The sequence below is a fragment of the Streptomyces cyaneofuscatus genome (assembly GCF_033109485.1).
Lineage (GTDB): Bacteria > Actinomycetota > Actinomycetes > Streptomycetales > Streptomycetaceae > Streptomyces > Streptomyces cyaneofuscatus.
The window spans coordinates 6156664-6173713 of record NZ_CP137002.1; the positions used below are offsets into that span (position 1 = coordinate 6156664).

Sequence of the window (17050 nt, forward strand, 5' to 3'; positions counted from 1 at the left end):
TGGACCGATCGGGTGGTTCATCGGATCGTCCTGCCGGGGCCATCTTCCGGCCGCCCGGACACGGAAGCCGCCCGGACACGGAAGCCGCCCGGGCACGGAAGCCGCCCGGGCACGGAAGCCGCCCGGGCACGGAATGCGGGGCACGGGATCCGGGCAAGACGATACGTATCGGCTTGTCCAGCGCTAGATTGGCCGCATGGCACCCCACAAGGCACCCGACTCCAGCCGCCGCAGCGACCGCTCCCGCCGGGCCATCTACGACGCCGCCCTGGCCCTCGTCGGCGAGAGCGGCTACCGGCGTACGACGATCGAGGGTATCGCCGCCCGCGCCGGGGTCGGCAAGCAGACGATCTACCGCTGGTGGCCCTCCAAGGCGGCCGTCCTGATGGAGGCCTTCCTGGACCTGGCCGCCCGCGCCGCCGAGGAGGCGGCCCCGCAGGCCGGCGGCACGGGCGGCCACGCCGACGGCACGGACCCGCAGGCCGGTGCCGCCGAGTACGGCATCCCCGACACCGGGGACCTGGCCGCCGACCTCAAGCTCGTCCTCCGGGCCACCGTCGACGAGCTGAACGACCCGCTGATGGAGGCCCCCACCCGGGCACTGACCGCCGAGGGCATCGTCGACGCGAAACTGGGCGCCGAATTCGTCGAGAAGCTGCTCGACCCGCAGCTCGCGTTGTATGTCACACGGCTGCGGGCCGCACAGGAGGCCGGACAGCTCAGGCCCGACGCCGACCCGCGGATCGCCCTGGAGCTCCTGATCGCGCCACTGACCCACCGCTGGCTGCTCAGGACCCTCCCGCTCACCCATGCGTACGCCGACACGATCGTCGACTACGCCCTCGGCGGGCTGGCCCCTCGCTCATGATCCTTATCCGTTATGTGGCGACATCGGAAGTGATGGTGCTCACTCGGTGCAGTGGTACACGGGCCCGCTGGTGAACTCTGGCCACCCCCGCCGCCGGATGGTGCGACGATGGAGAGGCAACGCTGAGGTGAAATGCTGAGGTGAGGGGATAGATGGGCGCCGATTCCGGCCGTTTCCGCGGCACAGAGAGCAGGATCTCCCAGTGGCTGCGGCGACGTCCCAAATCACCGGGGGCCGAAGCCGATGAGACCGCCCGAGTGGCGCTGCTCCTGGCGGTCGCCGACGCGGGCATGCCCGTCGCCCCCGCCGCCCACCCCCTCGGATACCGATGTTCGTGCGAACGCATCGGCTGTCCCACCCCCGCCCGGCACCCCATCTCCTTCGCCTGGCAGACGCAGTCGACCACCGACCGTGCCCAGATCGAGCGCTGGGCCCGCAGCCAGCCGCTGGCCAACTTCATCACCGCGACCGGCATGATCCACGACGTGCTGGACGTCCCGCTCACCGCCGGCCGCAGCGCCCTGGAGCGTCTTCTCGCGGCGGGCATCGACGTCGGCCCGGTCGCCCAGTCCGGCGAGGACCGGATGCTCTTCTTCACCGCCACCCGCGGCACCCCCGAGGACGAGGACGAGTGGTGGCCCTGCGAGCTGGACTGCCACCCCGAGACCATGGACGCCCACCCGGGCCTGCGCTGGCACTGCCGCGGCAGCTACGTCCTCCTGCCGCCCGCCCGGCTTCCCGGTGAGCTCGACGTCCACTGGGTGCGCGGCCCCGAGCACGAGCTGCCCGACCCGCTGACCCTGCTGGAGACGCTCACCGACGCCTGCGCGCGCTATGCGGGCAGCGCCGAGCAGAGCGAGCTGGACCACGACTCGATCGCCTGGCCGCTGAGTCGTTGAGCTGTCACCGTCTGAGCTGTCACCGGCTGAGCTGATACCGGCTGAGCTGTTACTGGCTGACCTGTTACCGGGGGAGAGGGGGCCGGGAGCAAGGGCCCTCTCCTACTCGCCCTTCGCCGCGACCAGACCCGGCAGCCGGTTCAGCATCCGCACCCGGCCGCCGGAGTCGGAGCTCTGCCCGCGCGCCGGCACATGGACCAGCTGGCTGGAGATCCGCTCCTTGGTGAGGCTGTTGGTGACCTCGCCGGTCATCAGCGCCTCCACATCCGCGTTGACCTCCGGCTTCAGCCCCTTCGCCGTGACCTGCCGCTCGAAGTGCTTGCTGCTGAAGAAGACCAGCGCCCCGCCGTCCTCGGTGCGCAGCCCGAGCGGCCCGAACGTGGAGCCGGTCAGCGGCTGGTCGATGTACTGGTACGAGAACCCGGCCCGCCGGGTCGTCCGGCGCGTCTCGCGCCACTGCGAGGTCGCCGTGCTGGGGGCGAAGACGTCCGGGGTGCCCTTCTGCAGGTACTCCGTGTACGCGATGCTCAAGTCGGCCGGGGAAACGGTCAGTTCACCGCTCTGCGGCTCCACCGGCGTGGCGAGCCCGTCCTTGTCCCGGGTGAACTCCGGCACCTGGGACGGCGGGACGACCCCGAGATAGGACGCCTTCCACAGCGCGCCGGGGCCACTCCGTACGAACACCACCAGCCAGCGGGTGTCCAGCTTCCCGCCGTCCTCGTCCCGGTTGGAGTCGGTGTCCGCCAGGAACCAGCGCGGCCAGCCCGCCTTCTTCGGGATGATGTAGGTGGCGTCCGTCAACTCCAGCGGCTTGTGCGCCTTGTTGCCGCCGGGGCTGTACGTCTGCCGCGCCTTCAGCCCGGCCTGGTTGATCGCCCCGAGCGAGCCCGTCACCCGGTCCGCGTCCAGCGCCGGATCGTACGCCTTGTCCGCCGCGTTGTAGGCGGTGATGAAGTCCGTCAGGGCCTGGGCGGCCTCGGACTCCGTCGCCCCCGGCAGCACTTCCAGCTCGCCGTGCACGGTCACACAGCCGCTCGCGGTCACGCACAGGACCGTCGCCGTGGCGAGCGCCGCCGTCAGCCGGCCCGCCCTGGAGGGTGTCGTCATCCGTTGCTTCTGCGCCTTCTGCATCCGTCGCCCGCACTGACCGTCGAAACCCTACCGGGGCGGCGAACGGCGTGCGGGCGTGGTCCGGTTACAGCGTCCACACCGTGACCTGGCGGGGCCCAGGGCCCGGTGTTCGGGCGTCGACAACCACGACTCAGGGGCGTACGGGAACGACCAGCGGGGCCCCCGTACGCGGATGCGGGAACACCTCCACCGGCTGCCGGTACACCTCGCCGAGCAGCTCCCCGTCGAAGATCTCCCGAGGCGGCCCCACCACCGCGATCCGCCCCTCGTGCAGCACGGCCACCCGGTCCGCGTACGCCGCTGCCAGCCCCAGATCGTGCAGGACCACCACCACCGCGTCCCCGGCGGCGGCCCGCTTCCGGCAGATCCGCAGCACCAGCTCCTGGTGGCGCAGGTCCAGGGCGGCCGTCGGCTCGTCCAGCAGCATCAGCGGGGCCCGCTGCGCCAGCACCCGGGCCAGCGCCACCCGGGCCCGCTCACCGCCGGACAGCTCGGAGAACGGGCGCGCGGCGAACCTTGTCACCTCGGTGGCCGCCATCGCCGCCGCCACGGCCGTGTCGTCCTCGTCCTCCAGCTCCGTACCGGCCCAGGGCGCCCGCCCCATCCGTACGACGTCCTCCACCGGGAACGGGAAGGAGAGCACGGCGGACTGCGGCAGCACCGAGCGGCGCAGGGCCAGTTCGGGCGCGGTCCACTCGCCGACCGGGCGCCCGCCGATGCGCACCTCACCGCTCCCCGGGGCCAGGTCGGCGGCGAGCGCGGCCAGGAGCGTGGACTTGCCGGCCCCGTTCGGCCCGACCAGCGCCACCACCTCACCGGCGTGCGCGGCGATGTCGACGGCATCCAGCACCTGCCGCCCGCCCAGCCGGACCGAGACCCCGGTGGCCTCGACGGCGGCGGAGCCGGGCGCCACGGGCGAGGGCAGCTCCCGGCTCCGTACCGCGAACAGGTCTCTCAGCGTCCTCATGCCCAACCACCTTGCTTACGACGGGTCCTGCGCAGCAGCCAGAAGAAGAACGGGCTGCCGAAGAGCGCGGTCAGCACCCCGAGCGGCAGCTCGGCGGGGGCGGCCACGGTCCGGGCCGCGAGATCGCCCGCCACCAGGACCAGGGCGCCGCCCAGGGCGCTGCCCGGGACCAGGAAGCGGTGGCCGGGGCCGTTCGCCATCCGCAGCAGGTGCGGGACGAGCAGCCCGACGAACGAGATGATCCCGGCCACGGCGACGGCGGCGGCCGTCAGCAGCGCCACCACCAGCACCAGCGTGATCCGCAGCCGCTCCACGTCCACGCCCAGATGGCGGGCGGGCCGCTCACCGAGGGCCAGCAGGTCCAGCTTGCGGGCGTAGAACGGGGCGATGAGCAGTCCGGCCAGCGCGCACGGCAGAACCGCCAGCACCTTGGGCCAGGTCGCCTGGGAGAGCGAACCGAGCTGCCAGAAGGTGATCTGGGTGATCTGCGCGTTGTCCGCGAAGAAGATGAACAGCCCGATCAGCGCGCCCGCGAAGGCGTTGACGGCGATACCGGTGAGGATCAGCGTCACCACCTCGGTCCGGCCGCCCGAGCGCGAGAGCGTGTAGACGAGCAGGACGGTGGCGAGACCGGCGATGAACGCGAAGACCGTGATGGTCCAGTTGCCGAAGAAGGTGAGCCCCAGCGCGATCGAGGCGACCGCGCCGACCGCCGCACCCGCCGAGATCCCGATGACGCCGGGCTCGGCCAGCGGGTTGCCGAACACGCCCTGCATCAGGGCGCCCGCGCAGCCGAGCGAGGCGCCGACGAGCAGCGCGAGGACGACCCGGGGAAGCCGGACGTTCCACAGGACGCTCTCCCCGACCCGGTCCAGCGGCTGCCCGCCGAGGCCGATCCGGTGCTGGACCGAGGAGAGGACGTCCCCGATGGGGATGGAGTACGCGCCGATCGCGGCGGAGAGCAGACACCCGGCGAGCAGGGCGAGCGAGAGCCCGACCGTGAGCACGAACGCCTTGCTGCGCGGGGACTTGGGGGCCGTCTTCGGGCCGGCCGCCGCGCCGGGGTCCTCCTTGGTCAGGGCGACCTCGGTCCGCGGGCCCGCGGAGTCCGAACCTGCGGCCCCCGGGCCCGCGGACTCCGGCTCCCCGGTGCGTTCCTCGTACGAGGTGGTCACTGGCCCTTGCCGCCCTTCGGGTACAGCTGCTCGACGATCTCGGCGAGCACCCGGTCGGTGCGCGGGCCGTAGTTCAGCAGCACGCCGTCGTCGATCGAGACGACCCGGCGGTCCATCCCGGCGGGCGTCTCCGCGATGCCGGGGATCTTCACCAGACCGTCCATGCCGCCCACCGAGTCGAGCCCCTTGCTCATCAGCAGGATCGCGTCGGGCGCGGCCTTGGCGAGCGCCTCGCTGGTGATGGCGGTGAAGTCCTTGTCCAGCCCGGACGTCTTGCCGGCGTCGACCGCGCCCGCCGCCTCCAGCAGCGAACTCGCCCCCGACTCCGCGCCGCCCAGCAGATAGACGGAGGCCGAACCGCGCAGATAGAGGAAGGCGACGCGGGGCTTCTTGCCGTCCGCGTGGTCCGGGATGGTCTTCTGCACGGCCGCGATCCGGGACTCGGTCCGCTTCTTCAGTTCGGTGCCGGCCGCCGGTACGCCGAGCACCTCGGCGACCGTGTCGATCCGGCGTCCGACATCGGCGAGCTCCTTGGCGGGCTCGACGACGACCAGCGGGATGCCCGCGTCGCGGATCTGGTCGATCGCCTCGCTCGGACCGGTCGTGGTGTCCGCGAGGACGACGGTCGGCTTCAGCGAGAGCACGCTCTCCGCCGAGACGTCGTGGGCGCGGGTCACCACCGGGAGCTTCTCGGCCTGTTCGAAGGTGGCGGTGATGTCCCGGGCGACGACCTGCTTTCCGAAGCCCAGGGTGAAGACGATCTCGCTCAGCGACCCGGTCAGCGGCACGATCCGGTCGGTGGAGTCGACCGTGACCTTCGTGCCGTCCGCCGAGTCCACCGTCACCGGCAGTTTCGGCGCGGGGGCGGCGGCCAGCGGCTCGACCCGGTCCGCGTCGGCGGAGCTCTTGGCGCCCTTCGGCCCGGCCGATGCGGAATCGTTGCCTTCGCCGCAGCCCGTCAGCAGCAGGGCGAGGGCCATCGCGGCAGTGAGGGCGGCGCCCGCCCGGCCGCGGACCGGCCGTCCGGCGTGGCCCTGGGGGCCTCTCGGGCCGAAGTCCTGCGTGATGCGCACGGGGCACCGTCCTGTCGTTCCGCGGTCTGTGAAAGTGGTTCAGGTGTGACGTATGTGTCGGTGGTGTGGAGGTGCCGGAGGGGTTCCGGCGCTGGCTGCGAATACCTTAGGTTAGCCTTACCTTCACTTCTAGCCCTCGGAGGGGTCCCTCATGCTGCCGTCCAGATCCGCCCGCGCGCTCGCCGTCGCGCTCCTCGCGGTGCTGCTGGGAGCCCTGCTCCCCGCCACCACCGCGCAAGCGGCCAGCCGCACGGTGCAGGGCGGACGGCTGGACTGGGGCATCAAGTCCTCTTTCCAGAGCTACGTCACCGGCCCCATCGCCCAGGGCAGTTGGAGCCTGACCGGCGGCGCCGCCACGGTCGGCGGCAGCCAGTTCCGCTTCCACTCCGCCAACGGCTCCTACGACCCGGCGACCGGTGCCTTCAGCTCCGGTTTCTCCGGCGGGGTCCACTTCACCGGTCACAAGAAGGCCGACGGGACCAACGAGCTGGACCTCGTCATCAGCCGCCCCACCATCAAGATCAGCGGCGGCAGCGGCACGCTCTTCGCCGACATGGTCAGCAAGGAGCGGGGGACCGGCAAGGTGAGCAACCGCTCCCAGGTGCCGCTCGCCACGCTCGGCCTCGGCGGCATCAACATGAAGGGCGGCTCCACGCCCATCGCCCTCACCAACGTCCCCACGACGCTGACCGCGCAGGGCGCGTCCGCCTTCGCCGGCTACTACACCGCCGGCACACCGCTCGACCCGATCAGCCTCTCCGTGGACACCAAGGCCCCGGCCGAGCAGCCGAAGCCGGCCCCGTCCGCGACGAAGGACGAGGACGCCGGGAAGGCCGAGGACGAGAAGAAGAAGGACGCCGAGAAGGCCAAGGACAAGGAGAAGGCGGGCCGCTTCGAGGACGCCGCCGTCGACTGGGGCGTCCGCCGCACCTTCCGCGAGTACGTCACCGGCTCCATCGGCCAGGGCAAGTGGACGCTCGCCGACGGCGCCCAGGACGGTGGGGCACTTTTCCGCTTCCCGCAGGGCAAGGGCACGTACGACGCGAAGAAGCAGACGCTGGACGCGGACTTCGGCGGCAGCATCCACTTCACCGGCGCCCACGACCTCGACCTGAAGTTCGCCGGTGTCACGGTCGCCGTGACCAAGGGCGAGGGCACCCTCTCCGCCGACGTCACGAGCGCGGGCACCACCCGCAAGGACGTCCCGCTGATCACCTTCGCCGCCAAGGACTTCGCGCCGAAGGAGGGCCTCGCCGTCCTCACCGAGGTGCCCGCCACCCTCACCGAGGACGGGGCCAAGGCGTTCGGCTCCATGTACAAGGCGGGCACGGAGATGGACCCCGTCTCGCTCGCCGTCGCCGTCGACGACAAGGCCCAGCTGCCCCCGCTGCCCGACCTCGGCAGCGAGCCGACGGCCGCCGCCGAGCCCACCGCGAAGCCCTCGGCCGAACCCTCCGCCGCACCGGCCGCCGCCGCGTCCGACTCGGGCCCGGGCGCCGGCACGTACGCCGCGATCGGAGGCGGTGTGCTGCTCCTCGCCGCGGCCGCGACGTTCTTCGCGCTGCGCCGCCGCAAGGCCGGCCAGGCCCCCGACGCCACCTCCACGGGCCCCGACGCCCCCCAGACCTCCTGACGGCGCCCCTCATGAGCGCTTTACGGTTCCTCATCCCCTCCCCCCACGCCTCCCTTCCTCCCCCCCCGTTGCCTTAGGAGACCCACCGGCATGGCAGCAACTCGCCGCCCCATAGCCCTCGCAGCAGCCGTCGCCACGGCTGCCGCCCTGGGCGCGACCTTCGCCCTCCCGGCCTTCGCGGCCGACGGCGCCCGCGCCGAAACCACGGCCGACGCTTCCGCCGCCGGAGCCCCCGCACCGTCCGTCTTCCAGCTGGAATCGGGCACCTTGGACTGGGGCTTCAAGCAGACCTTCCGCAAGATGATCGGGGACGCCAAGGGCACCACCACCCTGGCCGACGGTGTCACCCAGAACGAGGACGGCACCTACAAGTTCCCGCTGGTCAAGGGTGAGTACAACCGCGGCAACCACGGCGTGACGTCCTCGTTCAAGGGCAGCGTGCACTACGTGGCGCGCGGCGGCGCGCTGGACATCAAGCTGTCCGACGTCAAGGTCCTCACGGTCGGCCAGAGCGGCACGATCGTCGTCGACATCACCGCCAAGTCCCCGGGCAAGGACGCGGTGGTCACCGAGGACGTGGCGCTGTCCACGCTCGACCTCAACGGCATCACCCCCTCCAACGGTGCCGACGGCATGAAGTACGCCGACATCCCGGGTGCCTTCACCGAGGAGGGCGCGGCGGGCTTCGCCGGCTACTACAAGAAGGGCGACCCGGTCGACCCGGCCACCCTGACGGTCAAGACGGCCCAGCCGCCCGTCGACCCGCCGGTGGACCCGCCGGTCGACCCGCCGGTCGACCCGCCCGTGAAGCCCCCGGTCAAGCCTCCCGTGAAGCCGCCGGTGAAGCCCCCCGTCGAGTCGGACCCCACCGACGCCGCCAAGCCCACCAGCGGCCCGGTCGTCGACGGCACCCTGGACTGGGGCCTCAAGAAGTCGTTCCGCTCGTACGTCGTCGGCCCGATCGCGCAGGGCAAGGTCGAGACGAGCGACGGTGCCACCGCCAACGCGGACGGCTACCGCTTCACCAAGGCCACCGGCCACCTCGACGCCGAGAAGAACAGCCTCGACGCCCAGTTCCAGGGCAAGGTGCGCTTCCTCGGCCACGAGACCGCCGGTGACTACAAGCTCGACCTCTCCCTCAGCAACCTGAAGATCGACATCCAGGGCACCACGGGCAAGCTCTTCGCCGACCTCTCCAGCAAGGACATGGCGACCGGCAAGGTCGACACCTTCACCGGTCTGCCCTTCGCCGACCTGAAGGTGCCCGCGGGCGCGCTCACCGCCAAGGAGGGCATCGTCACCCTCAAGGACATCCCGGCGACGCTCACCGAGGAAGGCGCCGAGGCCTTCATCGGCCAGTACAACAAGGGCGACGAGCTGGACCCCCTGAACGCCGCTGTCTCGCTCGACAAGGACGCCACGCTGCCCCCGGGCGGTTCGACAGGCGGCTCGTCTGGCGGCTCCACCGGCGGCTCCGGTTCCACGGGCGGCTCGGGCTCCACCGGCGGTTCCACCACGGGCGGCTCCACCACCGGCGGCGGCACGGTCGGCGGTTCGACCACCGGCGGCTCCACCACCGGCGGTTCGGTAGGCGGCTCCGGCTCCCTGGCCGCCACCGGCTCCGACGTCCCGACCGGCGCCCTGATCGGCGCCTCCGGCCTCGTCGTGGCGGCCGGTGCCGGCCTCGTGATCGCGGCGCGCCGCCGCCGTGGCGCCACCGCCTGATCAACTCCGCACCACCCGCGGGGCCGTGCCGGAAGGTACGGCCCCGCAGCCGTTCCCGGGTGGTGCTTGAATGCGCACGTGAACGACTACGACGTACCCCGGGGCATCGACGTCCTGCGGGTGTTCTGCGGACCCGACGGACGCCACGGCAACGCCCTCGGCGTCGTACGCGACGGACGCAGCCACCCCGACGAGGCGTCCCGGCAGCAGCTGGCCCGCCAACTGGGCTTCAGCGAGACCGTGTTCGTCGACGACCCGGAGCGCGGCCGGGTGGACATCCACACCCCCGGGCTCCGGCTGCCGTTCGCCGGGCACCCGCTGGTCGGCGCCGCCTGGCTGCTGGACCTGGAGGTCCTGGAGCTGGCCGTCGGGGATGTGTTCGCCCGCCAGGACGGGGAGTTCACCTGGATCACCGCCCGCCCCGAGTGGGCCCCGCCGCGCATGTTCCAGCAGTACGCCACGGCGGACGAGGTGGAGGCGCTGCCGGGACCGCCGCCCGGGGAGGGCTGGCTCTACGCCTGGGCCTGGGAGGACGAGGCCGCCGGGCGGGTCCGCGCGCGGGCCTTCCCGCGGCGCGGGGAGGGCATCGTCGAGGACGAGGCGACGGGCGCGGCGGCCCTGCTGCTCAGCGCGCACCTCGGCCGGGCCCTGAACATCACACAAGGACGCGGCTCCCAGATCCTCACAGCACCCGCGCCGGACGGCACGGTGGAGGTAGGGGGCCGCGTCCTGATGGCCGCCCGGGGCTGAACCCGGGCGGCGGCAGACTGCGGGGCGGGGGTTACGCGCTGAGCGGGAACACCTCGCCCAGCTCCCGGAAGACCGCGGTGTTCAGCGCGAAGGCGCGCTTGCACTCCTCGACGATCCGCTGCTTCTCCAGGTCGTCCGCGTTCACCGCGTCCAGCAGCTCGCGGTAGCCCCGCTTGAAGGCGGCCGGGTTGGTGATCTCCTCGAAGACGTAGAACCGCACGCCGTCGCCCTTGCGCTCGAAGCCCCAGGCCTTCTCCGCCTTGTCGCGGATGATCTGGCCGCCCGAGAGGTCGCCGAGGTAACGGGTGTAGTGGTGCGCTATGTAACCGGCGGGCCAGGTGCGCGCGCACTCGGTCACCCGGGCGGCGTACGCGGCGGTCGCCGGCAGCGGCTCCAGGCCCTCACGCCAGTTCTCCCCGCGCAGGTGCGCCAAGTCGCGCGCCAGCTCGGTGGAGCGCATCAGCTCGGGCTGGATGAAGGGCCCGGCGACCGGGTCGTTCCGCAGGGCCTCCGCGCCCTCCTCCAGCGCCTGGTAGACGAACCACAGCTGCTCGGTGTAGCGCGTGTACGCGTCGACACCCAGCCGCCCGCCGAGCAGGTCACCCATGAAGGTCGAGGTCTCGGCCTCGGTGTGCTGTTCGTGCGACGCGGTGCGGATGAGCGTCGAGAAGGGAGTGACGGTGGCGGTTGCGTCCAAGGCGGGCCTCCGGGGACCGAGGGGGACGGGAAGTCCAGAAACAGACGGAAATATCGGCAGGCGACCGCCGCAACGCTGCGGCGGCGCGTGCCGGTACGCCGATCCTCCTACTTAGGTTTACCTAAGTCAATTGGTTCCCGACTGCTTGTCGGTAAAAAAATACGCGACAAACCAGGGTGCGGCCCCTTTGCGGAATTTGTCCTGATTACGGCAGGGTGAGGATCTCCGCCCCGGTCTCCGTGACGACGAGCGTCTCCTCGAACTGCGCGGTCCGCTTGCGGTCCTTCGTCACCACGGTCCAGCCGTCCTCCCACATGTCGTACTCGTGGGTGCCCAGCGTCAGCATCGGCTCGATCGTGAACGTCATGCCGGGCTGCATCACGGTGGTGGCGTTCGGGCTGTCGTAGTGCGGGATGATCAGGCCGGAGTGGAACGAGGAGTTGATCCCGTGCCCGGTGAAGTCACGCACCACGCCGTAGCCGAACCGCTTGGCGTACGACTCGATGACCCGGCCGATGACGTTGATCTGCCGCCCCGGCTTGACCGCCTTGATGGCCCGGTTCAGCGACTCCCGGGTGCGCTCGACGAGCAGCCGCGACTCCTCGTCCACGTCACCGCAGAGGTAGGTGGCGTTGTTGTCGCCGTGCACCCCGTTGATGTACGCGGTGACATCCAGGTTCACGATGTCCCCGTCGCGCAGCACGGTGGAGTCGGGGATGCCGTGGCAGATGACCTCGTTGAGCGAGCTGCACAGGGACTTCGGGAAGCCCCGGTAGCCGAGGGTGGAGGGGTACGCGCCGTGGTCGATCATGAACTCGTGCGCGACCCGGTCGAGCTCGTCCGTGGTCACGCCCGGGGCGATGTGCTTGGCGGCCTCCTCCATCGCCTGCGCGGCGATGCGGCCCGCGATCCGCATCCGCTCGATGGTGTCGGTGTCCTGGACCTCCGGGCCGGTGTACGGCTTCGGGGCCGGCTTCCCCACGTACTCGGGGCGCCGGATGTTTCCGGGAACGGAACGGACGGGAGTGATCTCCCCTGGTACGAGAAGCGACTGGCCAGACATGCCAGCGAGTCTAACCAGGGGTCCCGGGGGCACCATGGCGATAAGGAAAGGAGCAGTCGATGGCCCTGTTCAAGAAGCGCACGGTCGGCAAGCCGGGCGAGTGGTACTACTGCCTGGAGCACAAGAAGGTCGAGGAGGGCCCGGAGTGCCCTGCCCAGAACCGGTTCGGCCCCTACACCTCCCGCGAGGCGGCCCAGCACGCGATGGACACGGCCCGCGACCGCAACCTGGAGTGGGACACCGACCCGAAGTGGCACGACGAGGACAAGGGCAAATCAAGCCCGCCCGGGGGCAAGCCCAGTCCGTCCGGCGATTGAGGACATCTTTCAGCCCGCCGGCGATTGAGGCAGCACCCTCCAGCCCCTCCGGCGTTTGAGGAGCGGGGTGCGGGGCGGAGCCCCGGGTCACCCCTCCACCCGGGCCTCCCGCCTCCGCACCGCATCCTCATCCGTCTCCGAGTCGTACCGCACCAACTTCGGCAGCGCAGCCGTCAGCAGCACCACCGACGCCACGCACGCCACCCCGCCCGTCCAGATCGCCGACCGGGTCCCGGTCCACCCTGCCATCGCCCCGGCCCGCACCTGCCCCAGCTGCGGCCCCACGCTGTACGAGAGCACCTCGATGCCCGCCAGCCGCCCCCGCAGCTCCTCCGGAATGGTCTGGTTCCAGATGGTCGAGCGCCCCAGCCCGCTCAGCATGTCGCCCGCCCCGGCTACGGCCAGGCAGACCAGCACCACCCACACGCTGGAGAACCAGCCCGCCGCCGCGATCGCCAGCCCCCACACCGCCGCCCCGAACACCACGAACAGCCCGTGCCTGCGCACCCGGGAGGTCCAGCCGCTGGTCAGCCCCAGCGCCAGCGAGCCCACCGAGCCCGCCGCGTACATCAGCCCCAGCGACCACTCCGCGTCCAGCTCGTCCGCCAGGAACGGGAAGATGGTGTTCGGGAAGGCGAAGAACATCGCTGCCAGGTCGATCGCGTACGTCCCCAGCAGCACCGGTCGGCTCCAGGCGTACCGCGCCCCCTCCACGATCCCGCGCAACGACGGCTTCGCCGCCTCCTTGGCGGGCGGCGCTGGGGAGAGCCGCAGACAGAGCAGCACGGAGGCGGCGAACGTGCACACCGTCACCGCGTATGCCGTCCCGTGACCCGCGTACGCCACCACCAGACCGGCCAGCGCCGGGCCAGCGATCGCCCCGATCTGCCAGCGCAGCGAGTTCAGGGCGGCCGCCGCAGTCTGCTGGGCATGCGGCACGATCCGGGCCATCAGGGAGTCCAGCGCGGGCCGCTGGAGCCCGGCCAGGGCGGCGACCCCGCCGGCCACCACGTACAGCGGCCACAGCAGCGGCTCCGGGAGCAGCGCGTTGACCAGCAGGATCGCGGCGAGCACGCCGAGCCCCGCTTCGGTGAGCAGGATGACCCGGCGCCGGTCCACGGCGTCGGCGAGCGCCCCGCCGTACAGCCCGAACACCACCAGCGGCACCAGCTCCACCGCCCCCATCGCCCCGACCGCGAGCGGCGAGCCGGTGAGGTGCTTGATCTGGAGCGGCAGCGCGATGAGGGCCATGAAGCTGCCGAAGTACGTGATCAGCCCCTGGATCCACAGCAGCCGGAAGTCGGGCGAGGAACGCCACGGCGAGAGGTCCGGCAGCAGGGCGCGGAACCGCGAGGGGGGAGACGGGGGAGGGGAGGCAGGGGGAGCTTCGGTCACGAAGGGCCATGATCGGTACTCGGGGGCGCTCCGGGCAAACCGATTTCCCCGCCGGCCGTACGGTGCGGGAGTCCGGGCCGCCGTACGGAGGGCGGGACCGGGCCGTACGGAGGGCAGGATCGGACCGTACGGAGGTCGGGACCGGGCCGCACGGTCGGCGGGATCGGGCCTCCGGGGGCGGGATTCCGGGCCCTACCTGGCAGTAGGGTCGGCCCATGACTACACAGGACAGCGGCAGCGCGCCCAAGCCCCCCGCCAAGGACCCCTGGGACCTCCCCGACGTCTCCGCCCTGAGCGTCGGCGTGCTCGGCGGGACCGGCCCGCAGGGGCGCGGCCTCGCCTACCGGCTCGCCCGCGCCGGACAGCGGGTCACCCTCGGCTCCCGGGACGCCGGACGCGCCGCCGAGGCGGCCGCCGAGCTCGGCCACGGCGTCGAGGGCACGGACAACGCGGAGTGCGCCCGGCGCAGCGACATCGTGATCGTCGCCGTGCCGTGGGACGGCCACGCCAAGACCCTGGAATCCCTGCGCGAGGAGCTGGCGGGCAAGCTCGTCATCGACTGCGTCAACCCGCTCGGCTTCGACAAGAAGGGCGCCTACGCCCTCAAGCCGGAGGAGGGCAGCGCCGCCGAGCAGGCCGCCGTCCTGCTGCCGGATTCCCGGGTCACGGCCGCCTTCCACCACCTCTCGGCGGTGCTGCTCCAGGACGAGTCCATCGAGGAGATCGACACCGACGTCCTGGTCCTGGGCGAGGCGCGGGCCGACACGGACATCGTGCAGGCGCTGGCGGGCCGCATCCCCGGGATGCGCGGCATCTTCGCGGGCCGGCTGCGCAACGCCCACCAGGTCGAGTCGCTGGTGGCGAACCTGATCTCGGTCAACCGCCGCTACAAGGCCCACGCCGGACTGCGCACCACCGACGTCTGACCTCCGGCCCCCGCCTCGGGCTCCGGCGCCCCGCCTCGGGCCCGGGGCGGGGCGGGGCACAACGGGGCATGGGGGACACTGGACGGGACCGCGACCGTTCCCCGACAGGAGCCGCCTCCCATGCCCCGCCTCGCTCTCTACGCCCTCGTCGTCTGCGTCCTCGCCGTCGCCGCGGCCGTGATCTCCTTCGTCCAGGGCAGCCTGCTCGGGATCATCTGGGTGCTGATCGCGGGACTCTCGTCGAACATGGTGTGGTTCTACGTGCGCAAGCAGCGCATGGAGGCGGCCGCCGAGGCCAACTGAGCCCTTCCAGCACCCCCCGTACCCCCTCCACGGGCTCTGAGCCGTTCGGGTCGAGGGCCCTCCCTCGCGGGCGCGCCCCGGAGCCCGGACGCCGCCCGGGGCCGACCATGTGACGGCCTCGCCACGGCCGTGGGGAGGCCGACGAGGGAGGCCGCGTGGCAGACGCGAGGGACGACGGGTACGGATCCGGATCGACCGCACGGACGGGTGACGGGGACCGCGGCATCCTGGGGGAGGTGCGCGACGCCGTCACCACCCGGGCCGCGCTCGTCATGCTCGGGGTTCTCCTGCTCCAACTGGGCTTCGCGCTCTCCTACATGGGCGCCTTCCACGCGCCGAAGCCGCACCGGGTCCCGATCACCCTGGTCGCCCCGCCCGCCGTGGAGAGCGACCTGGTGGCCCGCCTCGACGCGCTCCCCGGCGACCCCCTCCACGTCACCCCCGTCGCGACCCGCGCCGAGGCACGGGCGCGGCTGCTGGACCGGCGCACCGACGCCGCCCTCGTCGTGGACCCGGCGACCCGCACCGACACCCTGCTCGTCGCATCGGCGGGCGGCCCGTCGGCCACCACGGCGGCCACGGAGATCCTCCAGGAGGTCGCCCGCGCCCAGAACCGCACGATCCTCGTACGCGACCTCCGCGCGCCCTCGGCAGGCGACTCACGGGGCCTGTCGTCCTTCTACCTCGTCCTCAGCTGGACCATCGGCGGCTACCTCGCCGCCTCCGCCCTCAACATGGCGGCCGGTTCCAAGAAGCCCACCCTGCGCCGCACCCTGGTCCGGCTGACGGCGATGCTCCCGTACGCCTTCGTCTCGGGCATCGGCGGCGCGATCATCGTGGGCCCGGTGCTGGACTGCCTGCCGGGCGCCTTCTGGGAGCTGGTCGGCATCGGCACGCTGGTGGTCTTCGCCTCCGGCGCGGTGGGCGTCGCCCTCCAGTCGGTGGCGGGGACGGTCGGCCTGGGCCTCACCATCCTGATCTTCACGATCCTGGGCAACCCCAGCTCCGGCGGGGTGTACCCGTCCTCGCTGCTGCCACCGTTCTGGAGCGCGATCGGCCAGGCGCTGCCTCCGGGGGCCGGTACGACGGTGGTCCGCAACACCGTCTACTTCGACGGCAACGCCACCACCGGCGCCCTGTGGATCCTGGGCGCCTGGGCGTTCGGCGGGGTCGTCGTGGCGATCCTGGCCGCCGCCCTGCGCGACGGGCGGCGGCGACGCCCCCGCCCGGAGCCGGAGCGCGTGACCGCCCCGGTGTGAGGACGGCGGTGCGCGGTCACCCCACCGCGCACCCCGGGTTCTGCTCGTCGAAGAACGCCTTCCAGAAGCGGTAGAGGTCGTATCCGCAGTACCGCTGGAGGTCGTCGACGCCCAGGACGCCCAGCAGCGCGTCGATCACGTCGAAGAACGCGATGTTCACCGCCGGGATCCACAGGATCGCGAACACGGCGATGAGCCCGAACGGCGCGATCGGCTCGACCTGGCGCCTGATCCTGTACGACAGCCAGGGCTCGATCACGCCGTACCCGTCGAGCCCCGGGATCGGCAGGGAGTTCAGGATCGCCGCCGTCACCTGGAGCATCGCCAGGAACGCCAGCGCGTACTGGAAGGCGAGCGGGACCCCGTCGAGCGCGCCCAGCCAGAACGGGGCCGTACACACGACGGCGAACGCCACGTTCGTCAGCGGGCCCGCCGCGGAGATCAGGCTGTGCTTCCACCGCCCGTGGATCCTGGCCCGCTCGATGTAGACGGCGCCGCCGGGCAGGCCGATCCCGCCCATGACGACGAAGAGGACCGGCAGCACGATGCTGAGCAGGGCATGGGTGTACTTCAGCGGGTTGAGCGTCAGATAGCCCTTCGCCCCCACCGAGAGGTCCCCGCTGTGCAGGGCGGTGCGGGCGTGGGCGTACTCGTGGAGGCAGAGCGAGACGATCCACGCCCCGGTGACGAAGAGGAACACGGCGAAGCTGGTGGCGCCCGCGAAGCCGGCCCACACCGCCCAGCCCGCGACGGCGGTGACGGCGGCGATCCCGAGGAAGACCGGGCTGATCCTCCGGTCCCCGCGGGTGGCTGCGGTGGTCATCGGCACAACTCCTGGGACTGTGGGACGGGGGGAAACGGCGGCGGCG

17 protein-coding genes are annotated in these 17050 nt (G+C 72.1%); 9 read left to right on the plus strand and 8 right to left on the minus strand.

Features of this window, described 5'->3' with window-relative positions; translation table 11 throughout:
* Positions 1-196 precede the first annotated feature (196 nt).
* On the plus strand, positions 197-868 hold the full coding sequence (locus R2B67_RS27115) for a TetR/AcrR family transcriptional regulator (RefSeq protein ID WP_317821710.1): 672 nt from the start codon (positions 197-199) through the stop codon (positions 866-868).
* 152 nt (positions 869-1020) lie between these two features.
* Entirely contained in the window at positions 1021-1767 is a 747-nt protein-coding gene (locus tag R2B67_RS27120; protein ID WP_317821711.1) for a bifunctional DNA primase/polymerase, read from the plus strand.
* A 102-nt stretch (positions 1768-1869) separates the two neighbouring features.
* Here the strand turns inward: R2B67_RS27120 and R2B67_RS27125 are convergent, their stop codons facing one another.
* The 4 genes from R2B67_RS27125 to R2B67_RS27140 all read right to left on the minus strand — a co-directional run bounded on the left by R2B67_RS27125 (position 1870) and on the right by R2B67_RS27140 (position 6113).
* Positions 1870-2898 carry an SCO2278 family lipoprotein gene (locus R2B67_RS27125; protein ID WP_237325530.1) on the minus strand — a complete coding sequence of 343 codons (1029 nt, stop codon included), beginning with the start codon at positions 2896-2898 and terminating at the stop codon, positions 1870-1872.
* 130 nt (positions 2899-3028) lie between these two features.
* The gene (locus R2B67_RS27130; RefSeq protein WP_317821712.1) at positions 3029-3865 is read right to left on the minus strand and encodes a heme ABC transporter ATP-binding protein; all 837 of its coding nucleotides are present in this window, start codon (positions 3863-3865) and stop codon (positions 3029-3031) included.
* Complete coding sequence (locus R2B67_RS27135; protein ID WP_317821714.1) at positions 3862-5040, minus strand: FecCD family ABC transporter permease; 1179 nt, start codon at positions 5038-5040, stop codon at positions 3862-3864. The genes R2B67_RS27130 and R2B67_RS27135 overlap by 4 nt, the downstream gene beginning before the upstream one ends.
* Positions 5037-6113, minus strand: coding sequence for a heme/hemin ABC transporter substrate-binding protein (locus tag R2B67_RS27140; RefSeq protein ID WP_317821715.1), 1077 nt, complete (start codon positions 6111-6113; stop codon positions 5037-5039). The genes R2B67_RS27135 and R2B67_RS27140 overlap by 4 nt, the downstream gene beginning before the upstream one ends.
* 151 nt (positions 6114-6264) lie before the next feature.
* Here R2B67_RS27140 and R2B67_RS27145 point away from each other — a divergent pair, with 151 nt between their 5' ends.
* The 3 genes from R2B67_RS27145 to R2B67_RS27155 all read left to right on the plus strand — a co-directional run bounded on the left by R2B67_RS27145 (position 6265) and on the right by R2B67_RS27155 (position 10221).
* On the plus strand, positions 6265-7746 hold the full coding sequence (locus R2B67_RS27145; protein ID WP_317821717.1) for an HtaA domain-containing protein: 1482 nt from the start codon (positions 6265-6267) through the stop codon (positions 7744-7746).
* Between the two features lie 90 nt (positions 7747-7836).
* The gene (locus tag R2B67_RS27150; protein ID WP_317821719.1) at positions 7837-9471 is read left to right on the plus strand and encodes an HtaA domain-containing protein; all 1635 of its coding nucleotides are present in this window, start codon (positions 7837-7839) and stop codon (positions 9469-9471) included.
* Between the two features lie 78 nt (positions 9472-9549).
* Complete coding sequence (locus tag R2B67_RS27155) at positions 9550-10221, plus strand: PhzF family phenazine biosynthesis protein (protein ID WP_317821721.1); 672 nt, start codon at positions 9550-9552, stop codon at positions 10219-10221.
* Positions 10222-10252: 31 nt separating this feature from the next.
* Here the strand turns inward: R2B67_RS27155 and R2B67_RS27160 are convergent, their stop codons facing one another.
* Together R2B67_RS27160 and map are read right to left on the minus strand one after the other, a co-directional pair.
* Complete coding sequence (locus tag R2B67_RS27160; protein ID WP_109977464.1) at positions 10253-10918, minus strand: biliverdin-producing heme oxygenase; 666 nt, start codon at positions 10916-10918, stop codon at positions 10253-10255.
* A 205-nt stretch (positions 10919-11123) separates the two neighbouring features.
* Positions 11124-11981 carry a type I methionyl aminopeptidase gene (map, locus tag R2B67_RS27165; RefSeq protein WP_317821722.1) on the minus strand — a complete coding sequence of 286 codons (858 nt, stop codon included), beginning with the start codon at positions 11979-11981 and terminating at the stop codon, positions 11124-11126.
* A 59-nt stretch (positions 11982-12040) separates the two neighbouring features.
* On the opposite strand from map, the gene R2B67_RS27170 reads away from it, so the two are divergent.
* Positions 12041-12298 (plus strand): hypothetical protein, encoded by a 258-nt coding sequence (locus tag R2B67_RS27170; protein ID WP_317821723.1) that lies wholly within the window; start codon positions 12041-12043, stop codon positions 12296-12298.
* An 87-nt stretch (positions 12299-12385) separates the two neighbouring features.
* On the opposite strand, the gene R2B67_RS27175 is transcribed toward R2B67_RS27170, so the two are convergent.
* Positions 12386-13693 (minus strand): MFS transporter, encoded by a 1308-nt coding sequence (locus tag R2B67_RS27175; protein WP_317821724.1) that lies wholly within the window; start codon positions 13691-13693, stop codon positions 12386-12388.
* A gap of 215 nt (positions 13694-13908) precedes the next feature.
* Here R2B67_RS27175 and npdG point away from each other — a divergent pair, with 215 nt between their 5' ends.
* From npdG to R2B67_RS27190, 3 genes are all read left to right on the plus strand, one after another.
* Positions 13909-14619: an NADPH-dependent F420 reductase gene (gene npdG, locus R2B67_RS27180; protein WP_317821726.1), complete on the plus strand. Its 711-nt coding sequence runs from the start codon at positions 13909-13911 to the stop codon at positions 14617-14619.
* 120 nt (positions 14620-14739) lie between these two features.
* Positions 14740-14922 carry a hypothetical protein gene (locus tag R2B67_RS27185; protein ID WP_018511811.1) on the plus strand — a complete coding sequence of 61 codons (183 nt, stop codon included), beginning with the start codon at positions 14740-14742 and terminating at the stop codon, positions 14920-14922.
* 155 nt (positions 14923-15077) lie between these two features.
* A complete protein-coding gene (locus R2B67_RS27190) occupies positions 15078-16181 on the plus strand; it encodes a DUF3533 domain-containing protein (protein ID WP_317821727.1) in 1104 nt (367 codons plus the stop codon).
* Between the two features lie 16 nt (positions 16182-16197).
* On the opposite strand, the gene R2B67_RS27195 is transcribed toward R2B67_RS27190, so the two are convergent.
* On the minus strand, positions 16198-17004 hold the full coding sequence (locus tag R2B67_RS27195; RefSeq protein ID WP_317821728.1) for a site-2 protease family protein: 807 nt from the start codon (positions 17002-17004) through the stop codon (positions 16198-16200).
* Positions 17005-17050: the final 46 nt, after the last annotated feature.